The following is a 17036-nucleotide window of genomic DNA, read 5'->3' as shown; positions in this document are numbered from 1 at the left end:
ATTGAATTTTCTGCCTGATTAAGGGCACTTTCTGATTGACTTGCCTTAAACACGACTATCCTCATGTGGTGGACTTATGCATTATTATCAGCCTTGTTTGCCGCCCTGACCGCCATCCTGGCCAAAGTAGGTATCAAAGGAGTCAATACGGATCTGGCAACGGCTATACGAACCGTCGTTATTCTGTTTGTAGCCTGGGGTCTTGTATTCTGGCGGGGTGGCCTCGAGGCATTACCCACGCTCAGCCGCCAGAACTGGCTGTTCTTGGTATTATCGGGTGTAGCGACCGGACTCTCGTGGATTTTCTATTTTAAAGCTCTACAACTCGGTAAGGTGTCGCAGGTAACACCCGTCGACAAACTCAGCGTAGCCATCGCCATTGTGCTATCAGTTTTGTTTCTGGGAGAAGTCTTGACCTGGAAAGCCGCGATCGGAGCAATGCTGATTATCAGTGGTACGCTGGTGCTCATTCTATAAGATGTATTGATTGTATTAACCCGATCCGCTATGTTTTTATCCGGTCTGCTTTTGTTCGGCTGCGCCCTACTGGCCTTTTCCCTTAGCGCGGTTTGTGGGGGCGGAGCCGGTCTTCTTCTCTTGCCTGTTTTAGGCTCACTCCTACCCGGAGCCCAGGTTCCAGCGGCACTGTCCATCGGTACGGTCGCCAGTTCCAGTTCCCGCATCATCGCCTTCTGGTCCCGTATTCGCTGGGATGTAGTCGTCTGGTTCGTTCCCCCGGCTTTACCAGCCGTTTATTTAGGGGCTCGGCTGCTGAGCTACATCAATCCGCTGTACCTGGAACTGTTGATGGGGTTATTTCTGATGGCCAACCTTCCGTTGATTTTTCGTTCCAACGAAGAAATAGAGGAAGTATATCCATTACCCAAAGGCTATTTAGCTTTAATTGGTCTGGCAGCCGGTTTTGTTTCAGGACTGACGGGAGCCGTAGGACTGCTATTTAACCGATTCTATCTGCGTTACGGGATGGCAAAAGAAGAAATTGTGGCCACACGAGCAGCCAACGAGGTTTTGCTTCACCTGGTCAAATTAGCGTTGTACGCGTCGTTTGGGTTGCTGATAAGAAAGGCAATCCTATTGGGAGCTGTGATCGCTGTAGCCGCGATGATCTCGTCGTATAGTATGAAATGGCTGTTACCCCGACTGAGTGAAGGGGTCTCTCGTCGGGTTGGTTATGCCGCTATGGTCGTTTCTGGCCTGAGTTTATTTACCGAAGCGGCTGGTCAGGTCGTATCGAAAACACCCATTGCCATCGACTACTCGCCACTGGCCAATGGCATGACGACGCAGCTTCAATGGCGGAATAAATTATTTTCGCTGGAGTTTGAATATGACGAAGGCTTCGATTTTGAGCACCGTATTTCTTTCCATGAACTGCCAGTCGAGAAGCAAGCCAGAGTAAACGCGCTTCGTCGGGGAGCCGATCACATAGTCCTGGAAGAAGTGTTTGGTATTAATAAACATTCGTACGAAGTTTATAGCTATCGAAAAGGCAAACTGGAGAAGTTTGACATCTAACGATCAACTGCAAAATAGTGATGTGGAAACACATCACTATTTTGCAGTTGATTTCCTCACTGTTTGCTGTGAAGCAGCGGAACGGTGTTTTATCAAACGAGCATACCTAATAACAGGAAAAGTAGAAATCCTACGTAAAAGGTAGCCGTTAGCCAGGCGGGTTCATTCGTCAGGTGGGCTTCCTGTAAGAGTTCTTCAGTTACCAGAAATAATAGGGCGGCCAGTCCGAAGGAGAGTACCAGGTCCAGGCCCGTTGGAGACAGGTTATGTAGCAACGTGGCTCCACCGATGGCACTAATCAGAAAAACCAGCGCGATGCCAACGAGCAGGCCAATGCTACGGCCCCGCGTTGAACCGGCACTTCGCAATGTAGCAGCCGTTGCCAGACCCAGCGAAATGCTTTCGATACCCAGCGCGTAAGCCAGCAGTTTCCCTTCTTTGGCCCCGGCAGCAAAGCCTACCCCCAGGAGCAATCCGTCTACGATGACATCAATACCGAGTAATACTAAAAACGTGATCGGGATTGCATTGGTCGATGGGCTTTGGACAGGTTGGTGGGCACCTTCCGTTACCTGACGGATCAGCAGCATCATCCCAATTGCCCCCCCAAACCCCAGCGTGGTTAACAACCAATCATGGTACTCAACGACTTGTGGTAGAATCTCTACGGCGACGACCGAAAAGATAACCCCGGCGGCAAAGTGTAGAATAGCACTTTTAGCCTTCCGGCCCAGTGGGTAAAAAGAGGCCCATACGCCACTTACCGTGAGGGCAAGGGCGGGCAGAAGGGCGTAAGCGGCAATGGATAAAAAGGGAGTCATTATGGAAAAGGAGAAAAAAGTAAACGGTATTGAAGCCTAAAATCGGTGTACCATGAAAGACGCGTAGGTGACTGGCCAATTCGGCTTACCCTTCCGTTTCTGCATTTTTGATTTTCATCAACAAGGCATAGGCATTTTTCAAGACCAGTTTGGTCTGGTCGGTAATGCCATGCCCCTCTATTTGCTGTTTACCCTGATTAAGTAAACCGGTTACTACTTCAACCATAGCAAAGCGACCGTTTCCCTGATCGGCAAACACGTATGATTTGTTTTCCCACCGGACAATGGCCCCTTCCGGTACGGTCAATGCCTGTTTAGCGGACACCGAGATGTCTGCATTCATAAAGGTTCCCGGCACCAGCGAGACGCTGTAGTCCTTAAAATGACACTGCACTTCGGCCATACGATCCTGGTTCAGGTTCTTGTTGATCAGGATGATTTCACCGCTGAATCGACGGGTAGGCTCTCCGTTGGTGTACGCCACCAGGTGCTGCCCCACCGAAAGTTTCGCCAGATCTTTCTCAAAAACATTCAGCACCAGATGAATATCCCGCAGATCGACCAGTTCAAACAGGATGTCCGTCGGGGCGGTGTATTTGCCCACATTCGTGTTGACTTTGGCGACCACGCCGTTAATGGGGGAGCGAATCACGATGCTTCGGGAGATATTATCGGCTTGTAGTTTGGTTGGGCTGATACCAATCAGGTCCAGCTTCTGCCCCAGCGCATTCATCAATATGCGCTGGCTTTCCATCTCCGCTTTGGCCTGCTGGTACACCTTATCACTACTCGCTTTCGTGGCATTGAGGTCGCGCTGGCGATTGTTTTCGCTGACGGCCAACAAAAAGCGTTCTTTAGCCGTCAGATAATCCTGCTGCAGCTGGATGTACTGCATGTCTTCTAACTGGGCCAGCACCTGTCCTTTTCGCACGACCATGCCCGCCAGCATATCCGTTGATTTGAGGTAGCCCCCCAGGGGAAAGCTGACACTGACCATGCCCTGAGGGGGAATGGAGACAGTTCCCTGGAGCGTTAACACCCCGCTGACCGTCTGCCGTTCGGGATGGCCCACTTCGATACCGACGTTCTGCCGTTGTTGGCTCGTAAAGGAAACCCCTTGCCGGGATGATGAGTCCGCTTTAGGTGGGGTTTGGGTGGTTTCGGTTGGGCTATTTTTTCCGCAGGATGCTAGTATGAATAGGCATAGACTGCTGATGATGAGTTGCTTCATGGATGCTTTATAGGTTATTCAACTTCAGGTAGTAGATAACCGCCTGATTGTAATTGCTCAATGTGTTGACGTATTCGTTTCGGATGCTGATGGCCTGATTCACCAGGATGACCCATTGCAGGTAGTCGATCTCACCACCCTGAAATTGCTGATCAGCCGTGGCAATAATAACATTGGCATTGGTCAGGCCCTGCGTCTGGTAATAGGCCAGGCTCTGGCCAAATTTCTGAACCTGTTGAACCGCATTTAACTGCTCGGTTCCGAGCTGGCGCTGAACGTACGCTGACTGTCGCCCGCTACGCTCCCAGTCCAGTCTGGCCGCCGAAATACGGGCCGATTGCGCTTTGAAAAACAGGGGAACGGCCACGCCCGCGCTGAGGTAGCTAAATCGGCTACGGCTGGTATAGGTTTGCTCGGCGCCATCAACCAGTTGGGTGCCCACAAAGCTCTGATTGTTATAGCCCACGATAAAATCGGGCAGTAACCGGGCTTTCTCAGTCTGATACCGGAACTGGGCGGATCGCTGCTGTTGTCTGGCTAACTCCAGAATCGGTAGCTCCGTTGGCAAGGAGTCGGGCCGGATCAGGGGGGCATCGATTTGGGACTTACCCACCACGGGGACATAGGACCGGTCGTCCTGAAGGAGTCGGTTGAACTCGTTGAGCACGATACGGATATCAACCGTCAGCATGGTCAACTGATTGGCGATCTGCTGCCGTTGTGATTCGGCGGCCGTTTTTTCCAGTACGTTGGCGGCTCCTTTAGCAAACCGGGCCCGTGACTTGGCTTCGAACAGCCGAAATAAACTATCGGCGTAGATCAGCAACTGGTTGCGCTCAATGAGCACGGCATACTCAAAATAGGCTTGCCGCACCAGCGCCCGCGTGTCGGCTTCGGTCAGCTGGCGTTGTGCCTGCGTGGCCCGATAATTGGCTTCCAACTGTTTACGCTGGTTGGTGTAGACCGATGGAAAACTAAGGGTCTGACTTACCCCCAGGCGGGTGTCATTACTCACGCTGTTGAACTTGCCCACATCCGCACTAAATATCGTTTTGGCGATATCTACCGCGCTGCCCTGTAGTCGCTGGCCGATCTGTTCGCTCAGGCGGGCACTCTGTACCTGTCCGTTCTTCGCCAGCGCCAAATCCAGCGCGCTGGTCAGGGTAATCGGGTTAGTCTGCGCCCGTACCTGGCCCCCGTTGATGAATAATGCGACCAGAAGCCCTGCCATCACCGAAGACCTAACCACTCGTTTGGGCTTGCCCTCTACCAGCAAATACAAAGCGGGTAAGACAAATAAAGTAAGTAATGTGGCCGTCAGCAGACCGCCAATGACGACGGTGGCCAGCGGGCGTTGTACTTCCGCACCAGCGCCGTCGCTGAGGGCCATTGGCAGAAAGCCCAGGGAAGCTACTGCTGCGGTCATCAGAACCGGCCGCAACCGATTGTGCGTGCCGATCAGCACCAGTTGAACCGGATTGCTGATCAGACCTTCCCCTCTGAGTCGATTAAATTCAGAAATCAGCACAATTCCATTCAGTACGGCTACGCCGAAGAGCGCGATAAAACCCACGCCAGCCGAAATACTAAAAGGCATATCCCGCAGGGCCAGCGCGAATATGCCCCCGATGGCTGACAAAGGGATGGCCGTGAAGATCAGTGCGCCTTTTTTAAACGAGGAAAAAGTAAAATAGAGTAACCCAAAGATGAGCAGCAGAGCTACCGGAACGGCGATGCTCAATCGGGCTTTCGCTTGCTGTAAATTCTCAAAGGTCCCGCCATAGGTCAGGGTGTAACCGGGCTCAAATGTCATGCCAACTGACACTTTACGTTGTAACTCGTCTACGATGGACTGCACATCCCGCCCCCGAACGTTGAACCCCACAATAATTCGTCGGCGGGTATTTTCCCGTTGAATCTGGTTAGGCCCTTCGATTTCCCGGATTGATGCTACCTGATAAAGGGGTATCTGCACACCGGTAGCCGTGGAGATGGGTAGATTCTGCACATCCGTCATGTTTTTGCGACCTTCTGTACCGACCCGCACCACCAGATCGAACCGTTTCTCCCCTTCGTAGATTTGACCCGCCGAGGCCCCCGCGAAGGCAGCGTTGATGGTTCGGTTGATGTCTTCGATGGAAAGACCGTACCGGGCGATCTCGCGCCGGTTGAAGTCAATAACGATCTGGGGCATACCCGTTACTTTCTCAATGTACCAGTCGGCCGTACCGGAAACGGTTTTGCTCAGGGCACCCAGTTTTTCCGCATAAGCAGCCAGTTTGGTCAGATCTTCGCCGTAAATTTTGCAGACCACATCCTGTTTAGCCCCCGTCATCAGTTCATTGAACCGCATCTGAACGGGAAATTGGAAACCCGTCGTTACCCCCGGCATAATCTCCTGGGTGGTGGCGGCCATTTTACTGGCCAGTTCAGGAAACGAATGGGCGCTGGTCCATTGGGATTTATCTTTTAGCACGACGATCATATCGCCCCCTTCAATAGGCATAGGATCGGTGGGAATTTCGGCACTCCCGATCCGGGCCACAATTTTTTCGACTTCCGGATACGTCGCTTTCAGGCGCTCGGAGATCCGGCTGATCGCATCGATGGTCGTGCTGAGGTTGGTGCCAACCAGCAGACGGGTTTCGACCGCAAAATCACCTTCTTCCAATTGCGGAATAAACTCCCCGCCCATCCGGGTAAACAACAGCACCGCCACGGCCAGCAGCGCAAACGCCGACCCTACGATGATCACCCGAATGCGCAAGGCCTTGATCAACAGCGTCTGGTATCCATGCTCGATCCGGCCCATCACCCGATCCGACAACGTGGGTGCGTGATTGATCTGTTTGCTGATCAGGAGGGCACTGATCATAGGCACATACGTGATCGACAGAATAAACGCCCCCAGAATGGCAAAGGCGACGGTTTGGGCCATGGGCTTGAACATCTTCCCTTCGATGCCGGACAGCGATAAAATTGGCAGGTAAACGATCAGGATGATAATTTGACCAAACACAGCCGCATTCATCATTCGGGAAGCCGAATCGGTAACCTCCTCATCCATGTCGGCCTGCGAGAGCTGGTTGATAACGGCATACTTTTTAGACGAATGCAGGTGGTGCAGAATGGCCTCTACGATGATGACGGCCCCATCGACAATCAAACCGAAGTCCAGCGCACCCAGACTCATCAGGTTGCCGGAAACACCAAACCAGTTCATCAGGGTAATGGCAAACAGCATGGACAAGGGGATGACCGAAGCGACCAATAACCCCGCCCGCCAGTTGCCCAGAAACAGAACCAGAACGAGCACCACAATCAGGGCGCCTTCCAGTAAGTTATGCTCGACGGTCCCAATGGCATTATTGACCATTTTGGTCCGATCTAAAAACGGCTCGATTTCCAGGCCAAGGGGCAGGGTTTTTTGAATGGCCTGGATACGATCTTTTACCCGCTTAATGACTTCCGAGGAATTACCCCCCTTGAGCATCATCACGATACCGCCCGTCAGTTCGCCCTGCCCCGCCATGGTCAGCGCTCCGTACCGAATGGCAGACCCCAGCCGGACGTCGGCCACCTGCGAAATCAGGACGGGGGTTCCGTCCGTCGTGTTTTTGACAACGATCTGGCCAATATCAACGCCCGTTTTGGCCAGTCCGACACTACGGATATATAACACCGACGGCCCTTTTTCAATGTATGCCCCACCCGTATTTTGATTGTTACGGCTCAAGGCCGTAAAGACATCACTGATGGTTAATCCGAGTGATTTTAACCGGGCCGGATTAACCGCCACTTCGTACTGCTTTAGTGAACCGCCAAAGGTGGCGACATCGGCCACACCCGGTGTGCCCAGTAATTGACGACGCACCAGCCAGTCCTGGGTAGTGCGTAAATCGGCTAATGAATAGGTATGTTCAAACCCTTTTTTGGGCTTGACGACGTACTGGTAGATTTCTCCCAGGCCCGTGGTGACGGGCGCTAGTTCGGGCTTGCTGGCATTGCCAGCAATGTCGACCTGGCCCAGCCGCTCGGTAACCTGCTGGCGGGCCCAATACACATCCGAGCCATCCTCAAAGACGATCGTGATCAGCGATAAGCCAAAGCGCGACAGGCTCCGGCTTTCTTTCAGGCCCGGTATGTTGCTGATGGCCTGCTCAATGGGAAAGGTGATCAGTCGTTCTACATCTTCAGCCCCCAGCGAAGGGGCCGTAGTGATCACCTGAACCTGATTGTTGGTAATATCGGGTACGGCGTCGATGGGCAACTGGCTAACCTGATAGGTGCCGTACACGACCCAACCGAGCATGAATAAACCAATGGCCAGTTTGTTCTGGACAGAGAACTGAATGATTTTATGCAGCATGATAGTATAGACTCGTTGAGAAACAAGAGCCAGTGAGCCGAAGACATGGGCAAACGCACATGCTCAGCCAACGGGCCAAGACCACAAAAACGGAGCTATGCTACCTGCGGAGGTTGAAAGAAGAACGAAGGATTCTGGTACGCGTACAGGTTCTCATAGGAAAAATGAACCTGCGGCCAGGGAATCAGCGTCACCAATTCGGTGGGTACTGCCTGGGGCTGGAAGGGAGACAAAGTAAAGACGAAACCGGCCGAGAGGTGATTGTAGAGCGGAATCTTTACGCCTTTATGAGGTAGTTTGGCGTGTTTCGAGGACGCATCGTAATGCATGTCGAGAAACTGCCAGAAATCGAAATCGCTCCCCGCTGATTTCTTGTGAAGCTGATAATGGACAATCAGGCCGGGGATTTTATAGACTTCTTCCACGTCGGTCTGCGGGAACAGACTACCCAGTAGCATGATGATGCCCAGGAAAAGTGCCAACGTGGATTTCATGGCGCAAAGGTAAAGCGCATTTTGGTAAGTTCCGAGATTAAAGGCTAATTCAGAATGATTGCCTATCCATACGTGTATTTGCGTTTGTTTTCGGGTAGGAGTAGGGTACTGACGGGCTTTATCCCATCAGCACCCTACTCCGGTGCGTTACCGCATGTTTTCACGCCGACAATTTCTCCTGGCCACCGGGGCGCTGGCTACCGGTCTTCCTGCTGCGACTTCTCAGGCCAAAGATAAGTATCCCATTGGTATTCAGTTGTATACCGTTCGGGAATGGATGAATCAGGACCCCGTGGGCACGCTCAAGCAACTGGCGGCTATTGGCTATACGCTGCTGGAATCCTATCAGGGTGACAAGGGCATTTATTTTGGGTTGAAACCGGCGGAGTTTACTAAAATAGCCCATGACCTGGGCATGACGCTGTTTGCCTCTCATTTCAATCTGGGCAAAACAGCAGAGAACTCCATCACCGAGGCCGCTGCCGTAGGGCTCAACTACATGATTGTCCCGTATAATGAGCTCACTAGTCTGGAGACAACCAAGCGGGCGGTGGACGAGTATACCCGGTTAGGCGAGTTATGCCAGAAACATGGCATTCAATTTGGCTATCATAACCATGGGTATGATTTTGAGACCTTCGAAGGTGTGGTGCCTTATGACTTGTTTCTGAAACAGATTGATCCTAAGCTGATGATCATGGAGATGGAGTTGTATTGGTTTGCCCGCATGGAGGTGGATCCATTAAGCTACATCCAGAAATATCCGGGCCGCTTTCCCATCTGGCATGTCAAGGATATGGATAAGCAGGATCGCACGGCCAATACGGAGGTAGGCAGAGGCAATATTGATTACAACCGGCTTTTTGACCACGCCAAGCAAGCGGGTTTACAGTATTCGATCGTGGAGCAGGACGGTCATTTCCACCCTTCCGTTTGGTCCAGTCTAACGACTAGTTTTAAGGCTACAAAAATACTAGGGCGGTAGCCCAAAACACCCCATTCTGAATGTGGCCTTCGGAGAAAGCTAGTGGTGATAAAATTGAACGACCAGAACCAGACAGACTATTAGAAATCATCCGGCAAGGTGACACCCTCGTCATTTGGAAGCTGGGTCGACTAGGCCGTTCCTTACACTACTACGGCTCAGAGTCGGCTCGTTGTTCGCATTTTCGCTAGCTTATCCGAATTTGAGAGGGAGGTGATTCGGAAAAGGACACTAGCCGGTTTAGCCTTTGCCCGTCGCCGGGGTCAACTCTTAGGTCGTCGTAAAGGGCTATCCAAAGCGGGCTTTCTGCTCAGCCGCTTTGGATAGCCCTTTACAAAGAAGCCAAATACTCAGTGGAACAAATCGCTCGTGAGTTACACATCGCTAAAACCACCCTTTACAAACACCTCCGTCAACGAGGAGTCGAAATTGGCGTTGCAGGTGAAAAGCCAATTGCCACAATGTAGAAAATTGTCGATGTAGTCGATACTTTCTTTAATGAACGTGGTTCAATAGATAAAGCCAGGTAGTAGCCTAAACTATTTCGAAACCCGTACTGGCACTTCTACCGCACGGGCCTAAACTTGCTGATTACTCTTATAATCAAACTGTTGAACCAGATAAAGAGCAGTAGGCCAATGATAATTAATACGGCATCCAGCTTGTAGGAGAAGCCCAGGAATTTCTCCCTACCATTCAGGGAGAGTTCATACCGAAGCCAGTAGCGCTCAACGATCGTCGTTACACGGTCAAAGGGGAACGCTTCGTCGTAGATGAGTGGGATAATCAACCGATTGGTCGTATCGATAAAGCCGTATTTATCCTTCATACGAACCATCGAGAGGCCATGCTGATAATACGAGGCAAAATCATAGGTCAACGGCGTACGTACGTTGCCCGACTTGTCGATATGGCCGAACTTGCCCTTTATGGCCACCGCTGACCGATCTTCGGCGGTAAAGCCAGTTGCTTCATCGTACAAATGAGGAATGCGCAACTGGCCGGTTTTGTCAATACAGCCCCATTTGCCATTCTTCTTGACCCAAAACAGGCCGTTGGTTGGCTTGCGGGTATCGGTATAATTGAAGGGAACGATCAGTTCGCCCGTTACCGGACTCACGTACCCATACTTGGCCCCATATTGCACGCGTTGCATACCTTGGCCTGAGTAGGTGTAATCGACATCAACGGCATCGAGCGCCACCGGAACTTTCAGCACCAAGTCAGGGTCGATGATGCCAAATTTTCCCTGGTATTTAAAGGCCGTAACGTGTTTGGATCGCTGGATCTGCTCCGTGACAAAGGGAGTAAAGTTGAAGTTGAGAATAAAGAATTCGCCCTTTCGCCACCAAAGCACATCTTCCTTGGTGTCGTGGTTACAGGTATGATCGATTGTCGCGTTTTTGATCAGGTAATCGATTGAATAGTGCTGAATGGGGATTTTGTACAGCTCTTTTCCCCTCCGATCAATATATGAAAGCCCATAGTGGGAACCGGCCGGATAAATGACCCAGGTTTTGCCTTGGCGGAATCGGTCAGTGGAGATGTATTTTGGCTCAATAATGACCTTTCCCTGTTTATCGATAAATCCGTGCAGACCATACCCTTGCCCGCTACGTTGCATCGGGACAAACTCGGCTAGCCCTTCTTCGAAGTCTCCAATATCGCGGTAAGCAGGCGTTAGTTTGCGGCCGTTCTTATCGGTCAGGAAGGTTTGGTAGGAACGGCACGCCTTAGTAATCTTTTTGACCACGTAAACCTCCCCATAGTCTTGGCATTCATCGTATTCAGTTAACCAAGCCTGGCTTGACTGGGCGAATAGCCCCGCCGACGGCCAGAATAGGAAAAGAAGCGTAAGATTCCGAAGGGTGGCTAGAAATATCAGAAGTGGCAGTCTGCTTCGATTACGCCACGCACTTCTGTAGTATTGTTGGAGCATACACCTTAATCAGCTAAAGACGGACTATTCTTGATGGATGTACGATTTATATGGATTCCATAAAGCTACATCAGAAACTGTAATCTAAGGTTAGTTTGTCGATCAACGGACTTGGCAGTTACAATGTATAAGTTCGCTCAAAAGGGGTTGAACTTACCTGTCGTCCCTTTTGGTCTAAAATAACGGACCGGAGTTAGCAACGGATGTACTCCCTGTATCCGCCCGGCCTAAGACGGCACGGTCCGCCGTTGCGGTATAGTTCAGAGTGAGGGACAGGGCAAAAAATTATGTCGAAGAATAAACGGCCTTCTCCGCGTAGATGCCTGTAGTGCTCCTGCCAATACAGTACTGGTAGATCAATATTGAATTACAAAAGCAATGAAAGTGCAGGTTTAAGAACGTATTTGTTTCCTTAAGTGCTAGGAGCAGGATTACTTCTTCTTAGATTTTCAAGGTCTGCTATATCCTTATATCTACCAAACGCTTGTTTTTCGTCAATTAGGTCCTCAAGACCTATAAGGGGGATTTGAACACCATGACGCTCAACAACTTTTCTTCTTAAGTGAGCTTGCCAGAACTTTAAAGATGTTTTGATAACGGGCGGAGCATCTTCACTTAAACGTCCGATTCTGATTGAAAATGCGGCTTAAAATTTTGGCCATTTTGTCCTAATTGCATAACCACCAAATTGAGTTGATTAAACCCAAGCCTCAAGTTGACCAGAACACTTAATCAGTATGGTCCAGCAGTACTTGTTGAACCCATACTGGCAAAGACTAGCTTGTCCCTTTCTCGGTATAAGTCAGGTTCCTCAGCACCTGAGGGAGGAATGAATGTTTTACTTATTACCTCACAGGTCTCCCACAAAGCTAAATTCATTTTTATTTGATAGTCTCTACTTGGTGTATCGGCACCAATCTGAAGCTGCATACCAGTAGCTTCAGATTGCTTTCATAAGTAAGCCTATTCCTATTGTTACAACATTTATAGTCACTACTTGCTAGTCATCGCCAGCCGCCCCCCAGCGACCGATAAACGTCAACCATAGCCCCCAGCCGCTGCCGCTTGATGTCGGCTAAGGTTAACTCTGCCTGAAGGGCGTTGCTTTGCGCCGTAATCACCTCCAGATAGGTAGCCATCCCGCTCTTAAACAGCAGTTTGGCATTGTTGATCGCGCCCTGTACCGTTTGGGCGCGCGTTGTGGCAATTCGTTCCTGCTCCTGCAATTTCTCATTCCGAACCAGCGCGTTCGACACGTCGGTAACGGCCGTATTCAGACTTTGCCGAAACTGAATAAGGGCGGCTTCCCGCTGAATCCGACTCACGTCAAGCTGCGTTTTTAGTTGGCGACGGCCAAAAACGGGTTGTACCAAACCAGCTGCCAGGTTATAAAACAGGGAGTTAGGCAGAGCAAACCAGTTTCCGGCCTGAAACGAATTCAAACCGCCACTTCCTGTAATGGTCAGGGCCGGGTACAAACTGGCTTCGGCAACGCCAGCGCGGGCATTGGCTGCTACCAGGCCAAGTTCGCTCGTCCGGACATCGGGCCGGTTAGCCAGCAGTTGCGCCGGTACACCCACCAGCAAGGTGTCGGCAAGAGGATACGTCGTGAGTTGGCTGCTTCGGGCAATGGCACCCGGCCAATCGCCCAGCAACTGTCGAATGCCATTCTGCTCGATGACCAATGCCTGCTCCAACTGCGAGCGTAACAGATCGGCGGTTTGGCGTTGGACTTCGGCCTGTTGAACCGCCAGTTCCGTCACATCGCCTGACTTTTTCTGGAACCGAACCAATCGAACGATGGAATCGCCCAAGGCTACGTTCCGCTTCGCCACATCCAGTTGGGCATCGAGCAGTAAGACGTTAAAATAGCCCGTTGCTACACTCGCCACCAGATTGGTACGTACCGCTTTGGCCGCTTCTTCGGTTTGCAGGAATTGAGCCAGGGTGGCTTCGTTCTGCCGACGGATTCGCCCCCAGATGTCTACCTCCCAGGCTAGAGACAGGTTAGCGGAGTAATCTTCCAGGTGCCGGGTGCCAATAAAATTCTCCAGGCTCAGCCCATTCAGACTGTTGCGGGATGGCGTCACCGTCGAAGCCGCAATTTGCGCGTTGACGGCGGGCAACAAGGCGTAACGCGTCTGGCGCACATAGGCCTGGTTTTCCTCGATCCGTTTGATGGCGATCTGCAAATCAAAATTGTTGGCCAATGCCGTTCCAATCAGGTTCTGTAATTCGGTATCCCGAAAGAACTGCCGCCAGGGAATCAGCGCGACGCTGGTGGTATCGAATTTGCTACGTTGCCCGAACTGCTCAGGCAGTTGCACCGTCGGGCGCTGGTAGTTCTGGCCCACTTTACACCCTGAGACAAACAAGGTGAGCGCAACCAGGACGGCTGACAAGCGAGACGACGAAAAGAAGGGTCGTGACATGATTAATTACGAGTTATCGGGTGGTTGGCAAACGCTTCTTCGGCCAATGCCTTCCGTTCTTCGGCCGTTCTGGGCCGCTTGATTTTCTCCTGAATTCCCTGAAAAATGACGAACAGGACGGGGATGATAAACAGCCCCAGCAGCACGCCCGTCAGCATACCGCCCGCCGTACCGATACTGATCGAGTGATTGCCTTTGGCTGATGCCCCCGTGGCGCTCATCAACGGCACCAGCCCGACAATGAACGCAAACGACGTCATCAGAATGGGGCGTAGCCGCAGTTTGGCCGCATCCAGTGCCGAGGCCAGTAAGCCCATACCCGCCTGCCGTCGCTGGATGGCGAATTCGACGATCAGAATAGCATTCTTGGCCAGCAAGCCGATCAGCATGATCAAGCCCACCTGTACGTAAATGTTGTTGTCGATTCCGGCCAGATTGATGAACGCGAATACGCCCAGAATCCCCGTCGGAATGGAAAGTAATACCGCCCACGGTAGTACATAGCTCTCATACTGAGCCGCCAGCAGGAAATAAACGAACACCAGGCTAAGCCCAAAAATCAAACTCGACTGACTACCAGCCGCAATTTCTTCACGCGTCATGCCGGTCCACTCGTAGGTGTACCCAACCGGGAGTTTTTTCTTCGCTACTTCCTCCACCGCCCGGATGGCATCGCCCGTACTATACCCCGGCTTAGCCTGTCCATTAATGGCGACCGAGGTAAAGAGGTTATTTCGGGTGATGGCTTCCGGTCCATACACGCGTTTCAACGTAACGAACGTCGTCATCGGAACCATCAGCCCCGAAGCCTTCTTCACGTAAATGCTGGTCAGCGACGACGGATCAGCCCGATACGGTGCGTCGGCCTGGGCAATGACGCGGTAGAATTTACCGAACCGATTAAAGTCCGACGCAAATGTGCTGCCGTAATACACCTGCATCGTTTGTAGAATATCGCTGGTCGAAACGCCGAGTTGTTTGGCTTTTTTGACATCCAACTCCAGTTCAAACTGGGGCGTACCCGTATCGAAGGTCGTGAAGGCGGCCGCGATTTCAGGGCGCTTCTGTAGTTCCTCAATAAAAGCATTGGCCGTAGCGCTGAGCTTATCAATTTTACCGCCGGTTCGATCCTGCAACAGCAGTTCGAAGCCATCGACGTTGCTAAAGCCCGGAACGGTGGGCATGGTAAATACATCGACCCGACCTTCTTCTACACCCGCTACCTGTTTGCTGACCGAATCGACTACCTGCTGAAGATCCTTAACGGCGCCCCTGTCAGCGTAAGGTTTCATTTTGACGAACCCGGCGGCATACGATGGGCTGGCTGAGTTGGCAATCATGTTGAACCCACTGATTTCGATATGCTGCTCGACGGCCTGTGTTTTGTGCAAAATGCCTTCAATTTTATCGGCCACTTTCTGCGTGCGTTGCAGGGATGCCCCCGCCGGGAGTTTCAACGAATAGGCAATGAAACCCTGATCCTCCGACGGAATGAAGCCCGTTGGTGTGGTTCGCATCAGAAAGACCGTGACAGCAGTCACTAACGCCAGCCCGCTCAAACCAACCCATTTGTTACGAATCAAAAACCGAAGACTACCGACGTACTTATTCGTGAGCGAGGTAAAGCCCGCATTGAACGCGTCGAAGAACCGATTCAGAAACCCTTTCTTCGAATGACCATCGTTATCCGATTCATCCTCACCGTGCGGATTTTTCAGCAGCAGCGCGCACAGCGCCGGACTCAGCGTGAGTGCGTTGACCGCTGAGATCAGGATGGCGATGGCTAGCGTAAACGCGAATTGCTGGTAAAAAACGCCCGCCGGGCCGTTCATAAACCCGACCGGCACGAACACAGCCGCCATCACCAGCGTAATGGAAATGATAGCCCCTGAAATTTCCTGCATAGACTGGATCGTTGCCGACCGCGCCGACTGCCTACTTTTCTCCATCTTGGCGTGAACCGCTTCGACCACCACAATGGCATCGTCGACCACAATCCCGATGGCTAGTACCAGCGCAAAGAGCGTTAGTAGGTTGATCGTGAAGCCGAACAACTGCATGAAAAAGAACGTACCAATGATGGCAACCGGCACCGCAATGGCCGGAATAAGCGTCGACCGGAAGTCCTGCAGGAAAAGGAACACCACGATAAACACCAGAATAAAGGCCTCAATCAGCGTGTGTGTCACCTGATCGATGGATTCGTCAAGGAACGTTTTTGTGCTGTAACCGATGGTGTAATTTATGCCTTTGGGAAACGCACCGGCGGCTTTATCCATGATCGACAGAATGGCCACCTGGATATCATTGGCGTTCGAACCCGCCATCTGGTTGATAGCAATGCCGACGCTGGGTTTCCCGTTGACGCGCGTATCACCACTGTAGGTGAACGAGCCAAATTCAATGCGCGCTACGTCCTTGAGCTGAATGGTTGAGCCATCGGCATTGGCTTTCAGAATGATGTTTTCGTACTGCTCCGGCTGGTTGAGTTTGCCCTTATATTTGATTACATACTCGAACGCTTCGCGGCTGTTCTCCCCAATTTTACCCGGTGCCGCTTCCAGATTCTGCTCCCGAATGGCCCCGATCACCTCCTGGGGCGACAGGCCAAGCGCCACCAGCCGGTCCGGCTTGAGCCAGACCCGCATGGAATAATCCTTCACACCAAAGACCATTACCTGCCCTACCCCACTCACCCGCTGCAACTCCGGAATCAGGTTTATTTTAGCGTAGTTCTGCAAGAACGTTTCGTCATAAACGGCCTCATTGCTGTTCAGGTTGAGGATCATGATCATGCTGTTCTGCTGTTTCTGCGTCGAAATGCCCGCCTGAATCACTTCGGCAGGTAGCAGACTCGTTGCTTTGGCCACCCGGTTCTGTACGTTCACCGCTGCCAGATCGGGATTCGTGCCCAGCTTGAAATAAATGTTGACCGCCACCGACCCGTCGTTGCCTGATGACGAGGTCATATAGGTCATGTTCTCGACCCCGTTGATGGCTTCTTCGAGTGGAGTCGCGACGGAGCGGGCCACCACTTCGGCGTTGGCACCGGGGTAGGAGGCCGCTACCTGCACGCTGGGCGGAGCAATTTCAGGAAACTGCGTAACGGGCAGCGAAACCAGGGAGATGACACCCAGGATAACCAGCAGGATAGAAATAACCGTAGCCAGTACCGGGCGTTCGATGAATAGCTTAAACATAGATGAATCAGAAGCGTTTCAACCCAATA

At 51.8% G+C, this 17036-nt stretch carries 11 protein-coding genes and 1 pseudogene; 5 read left to right on the top strand and 7 right to left on the bottom strand.

The features are described from left to right. Positions 1-63: 63 nt before the first annotated feature. Together GK091_RS28030 and GK091_RS28025 are read left to right on the top strand one after the other, a co-directional pair. Positions 64-477, top strand: a complete 414-nt coding sequence (locus GK091_RS28030) for an EamA family transporter (RefSeq protein WP_164044060.1) — start codon at positions 64-66, stop codon at positions 475-477. Between the two features lie 30 nt (positions 478-507). Beyond that, the gene (locus tag GK091_RS28025; RefSeq protein ID WP_164044059.1) at positions 508-1536 is read left to right on the top strand and encodes a sulfite exporter TauE/SafE family protein; all 1029 of its coding nucleotides are present in this window, start codon (positions 508-510) and stop codon (positions 1534-1536) included. Between the two features lie 92 nt (positions 1537-1628). Here the strand turns inward: GK091_RS28025 and GK091_RS28020 are convergent, their stop codons facing one another. The 4 genes from GK091_RS28020 to GK091_RS28005 all read right to left on the bottom strand — a co-directional run bounded on the left by GK091_RS28020 (position 1629) and on the right by GK091_RS28005 (position 8451). Continuing rightward, the gene (locus GK091_RS28020) at positions 1629-2357 is read right to left on the bottom strand and encodes a ZIP family metal transporter (RefSeq protein WP_164044058.1); all 729 of its coding nucleotides are present in this window, start codon (positions 2355-2357) and stop codon (positions 1629-1631) included. Between the two features lie 85 nt (positions 2358-2442). Beyond that, the gene (locus tag GK091_RS28015; protein WP_164044057.1) at positions 2443-3588 is read right to left on the bottom strand and encodes an efflux RND transporter periplasmic adaptor subunit; all 1146 of its coding nucleotides are present in this window, start codon (positions 3586-3588) and stop codon (positions 2443-2445) included. Positions 3589-3595: 7 nt separating this feature from the next. Then, complete coding sequence (locus tag GK091_RS28010; protein WP_164044056.1) at positions 3596-7957, bottom strand: CusA/CzcA family heavy metal efflux RND transporter; 4362 nt, start codon at positions 7955-7957, stop codon at positions 3596-3598. A gap of 95 nt (positions 7958-8052) precedes the next feature. Continuing rightward, a complete protein-coding gene (locus tag GK091_RS28005; RefSeq protein ID WP_164044055.1) occupies positions 8053-8451 on the bottom strand; it encodes a hypothetical protein in 399 nt (132 codons plus the stop codon). A 154-nt stretch (positions 8452-8605) separates the two neighbouring features. Here GK091_RS28005 and GK091_RS28000 point away from each other — a divergent pair, with 154 nt between their 5' ends. The 3 genes and pseudogenes from GK091_RS28000 to GK091_RS30170 all read left to right on the top strand — a co-directional run bounded on the left by GK091_RS28000 (position 8606) and on the right by GK091_RS30170 (position 9903). Continuing rightward, on the top strand, positions 8606-9436 hold the full coding sequence (locus tag GK091_RS28000) for a sugar phosphate isomerase/epimerase family protein (protein WP_164044054.1): 831 nt from the start codon (positions 8606-8608) through the stop codon (positions 9434-9436). Positions 9437-9456: 20 nt separating this feature from the next. Continuing rightward, positions 9457-9763, top strand: a pseudogene (locus GK091_RS29775) (recombinase family protein). After that, positions 9727-9903: a helix-turn-helix domain-containing protein gene (locus tag GK091_RS30170; protein WP_394351905.1), complete on the top strand. Its 177-nt coding sequence runs from the start codon at positions 9727-9729 to the stop codon at positions 9901-9903. The pseudogene GK091_RS29775 and the gene GK091_RS30170 overlap by 37 nt, the downstream one beginning before the upstream one ends. Positions 9904-10001: 98 nt before the next feature. Here GK091_RS30170 and GK091_RS27980 read toward each other — a convergent pair whose 3' ends face one another. The 3 genes from GK091_RS27980 to GK091_RS27970 all read right to left on the bottom strand — a co-directional run bounded on the left by GK091_RS27980 (position 10002) and on the right by GK091_RS27970 (position 17007). Continuing rightward, a complete protein-coding gene (locus GK091_RS27980; protein ID WP_317166372.1) occupies positions 10002-11189 on the bottom strand; it encodes a WG repeat-containing protein in 1188 nt (395 codons plus the stop codon). Positions 11190-12379: 1190 nt separating this feature from the next. Next, complete coding sequence (locus GK091_RS27975; RefSeq protein WP_164044050.1) at positions 12380-13807, bottom strand: efflux transporter outer membrane subunit; 1428 nt, start codon at positions 13805-13807, stop codon at positions 12380-12382. 2 nt (positions 13808-13809) lie between these two features. Next, positions 13810-17007, bottom strand: coding sequence for an efflux RND transporter permease subunit (locus tag GK091_RS27970; protein ID WP_164044049.1), 3198 nt, complete (start codon positions 17005-17007; stop codon positions 13810-13812). Positions 17008-17036 lie beyond the last annotated feature (29 nt).

It is taken from the genome of Spirosoma agri, assembly GCF_010747415.1.
Lineage (GTDB): Bacteria > Bacteroidota > Bacteroidia > Cytophagales > Spirosomataceae > Spirosoma > Spirosoma agri.
The sequence above is the reverse complement of the archived record's forward strand: the minus strand, read 5'-3'. Positions and strand labels throughout refer to the sequence as shown.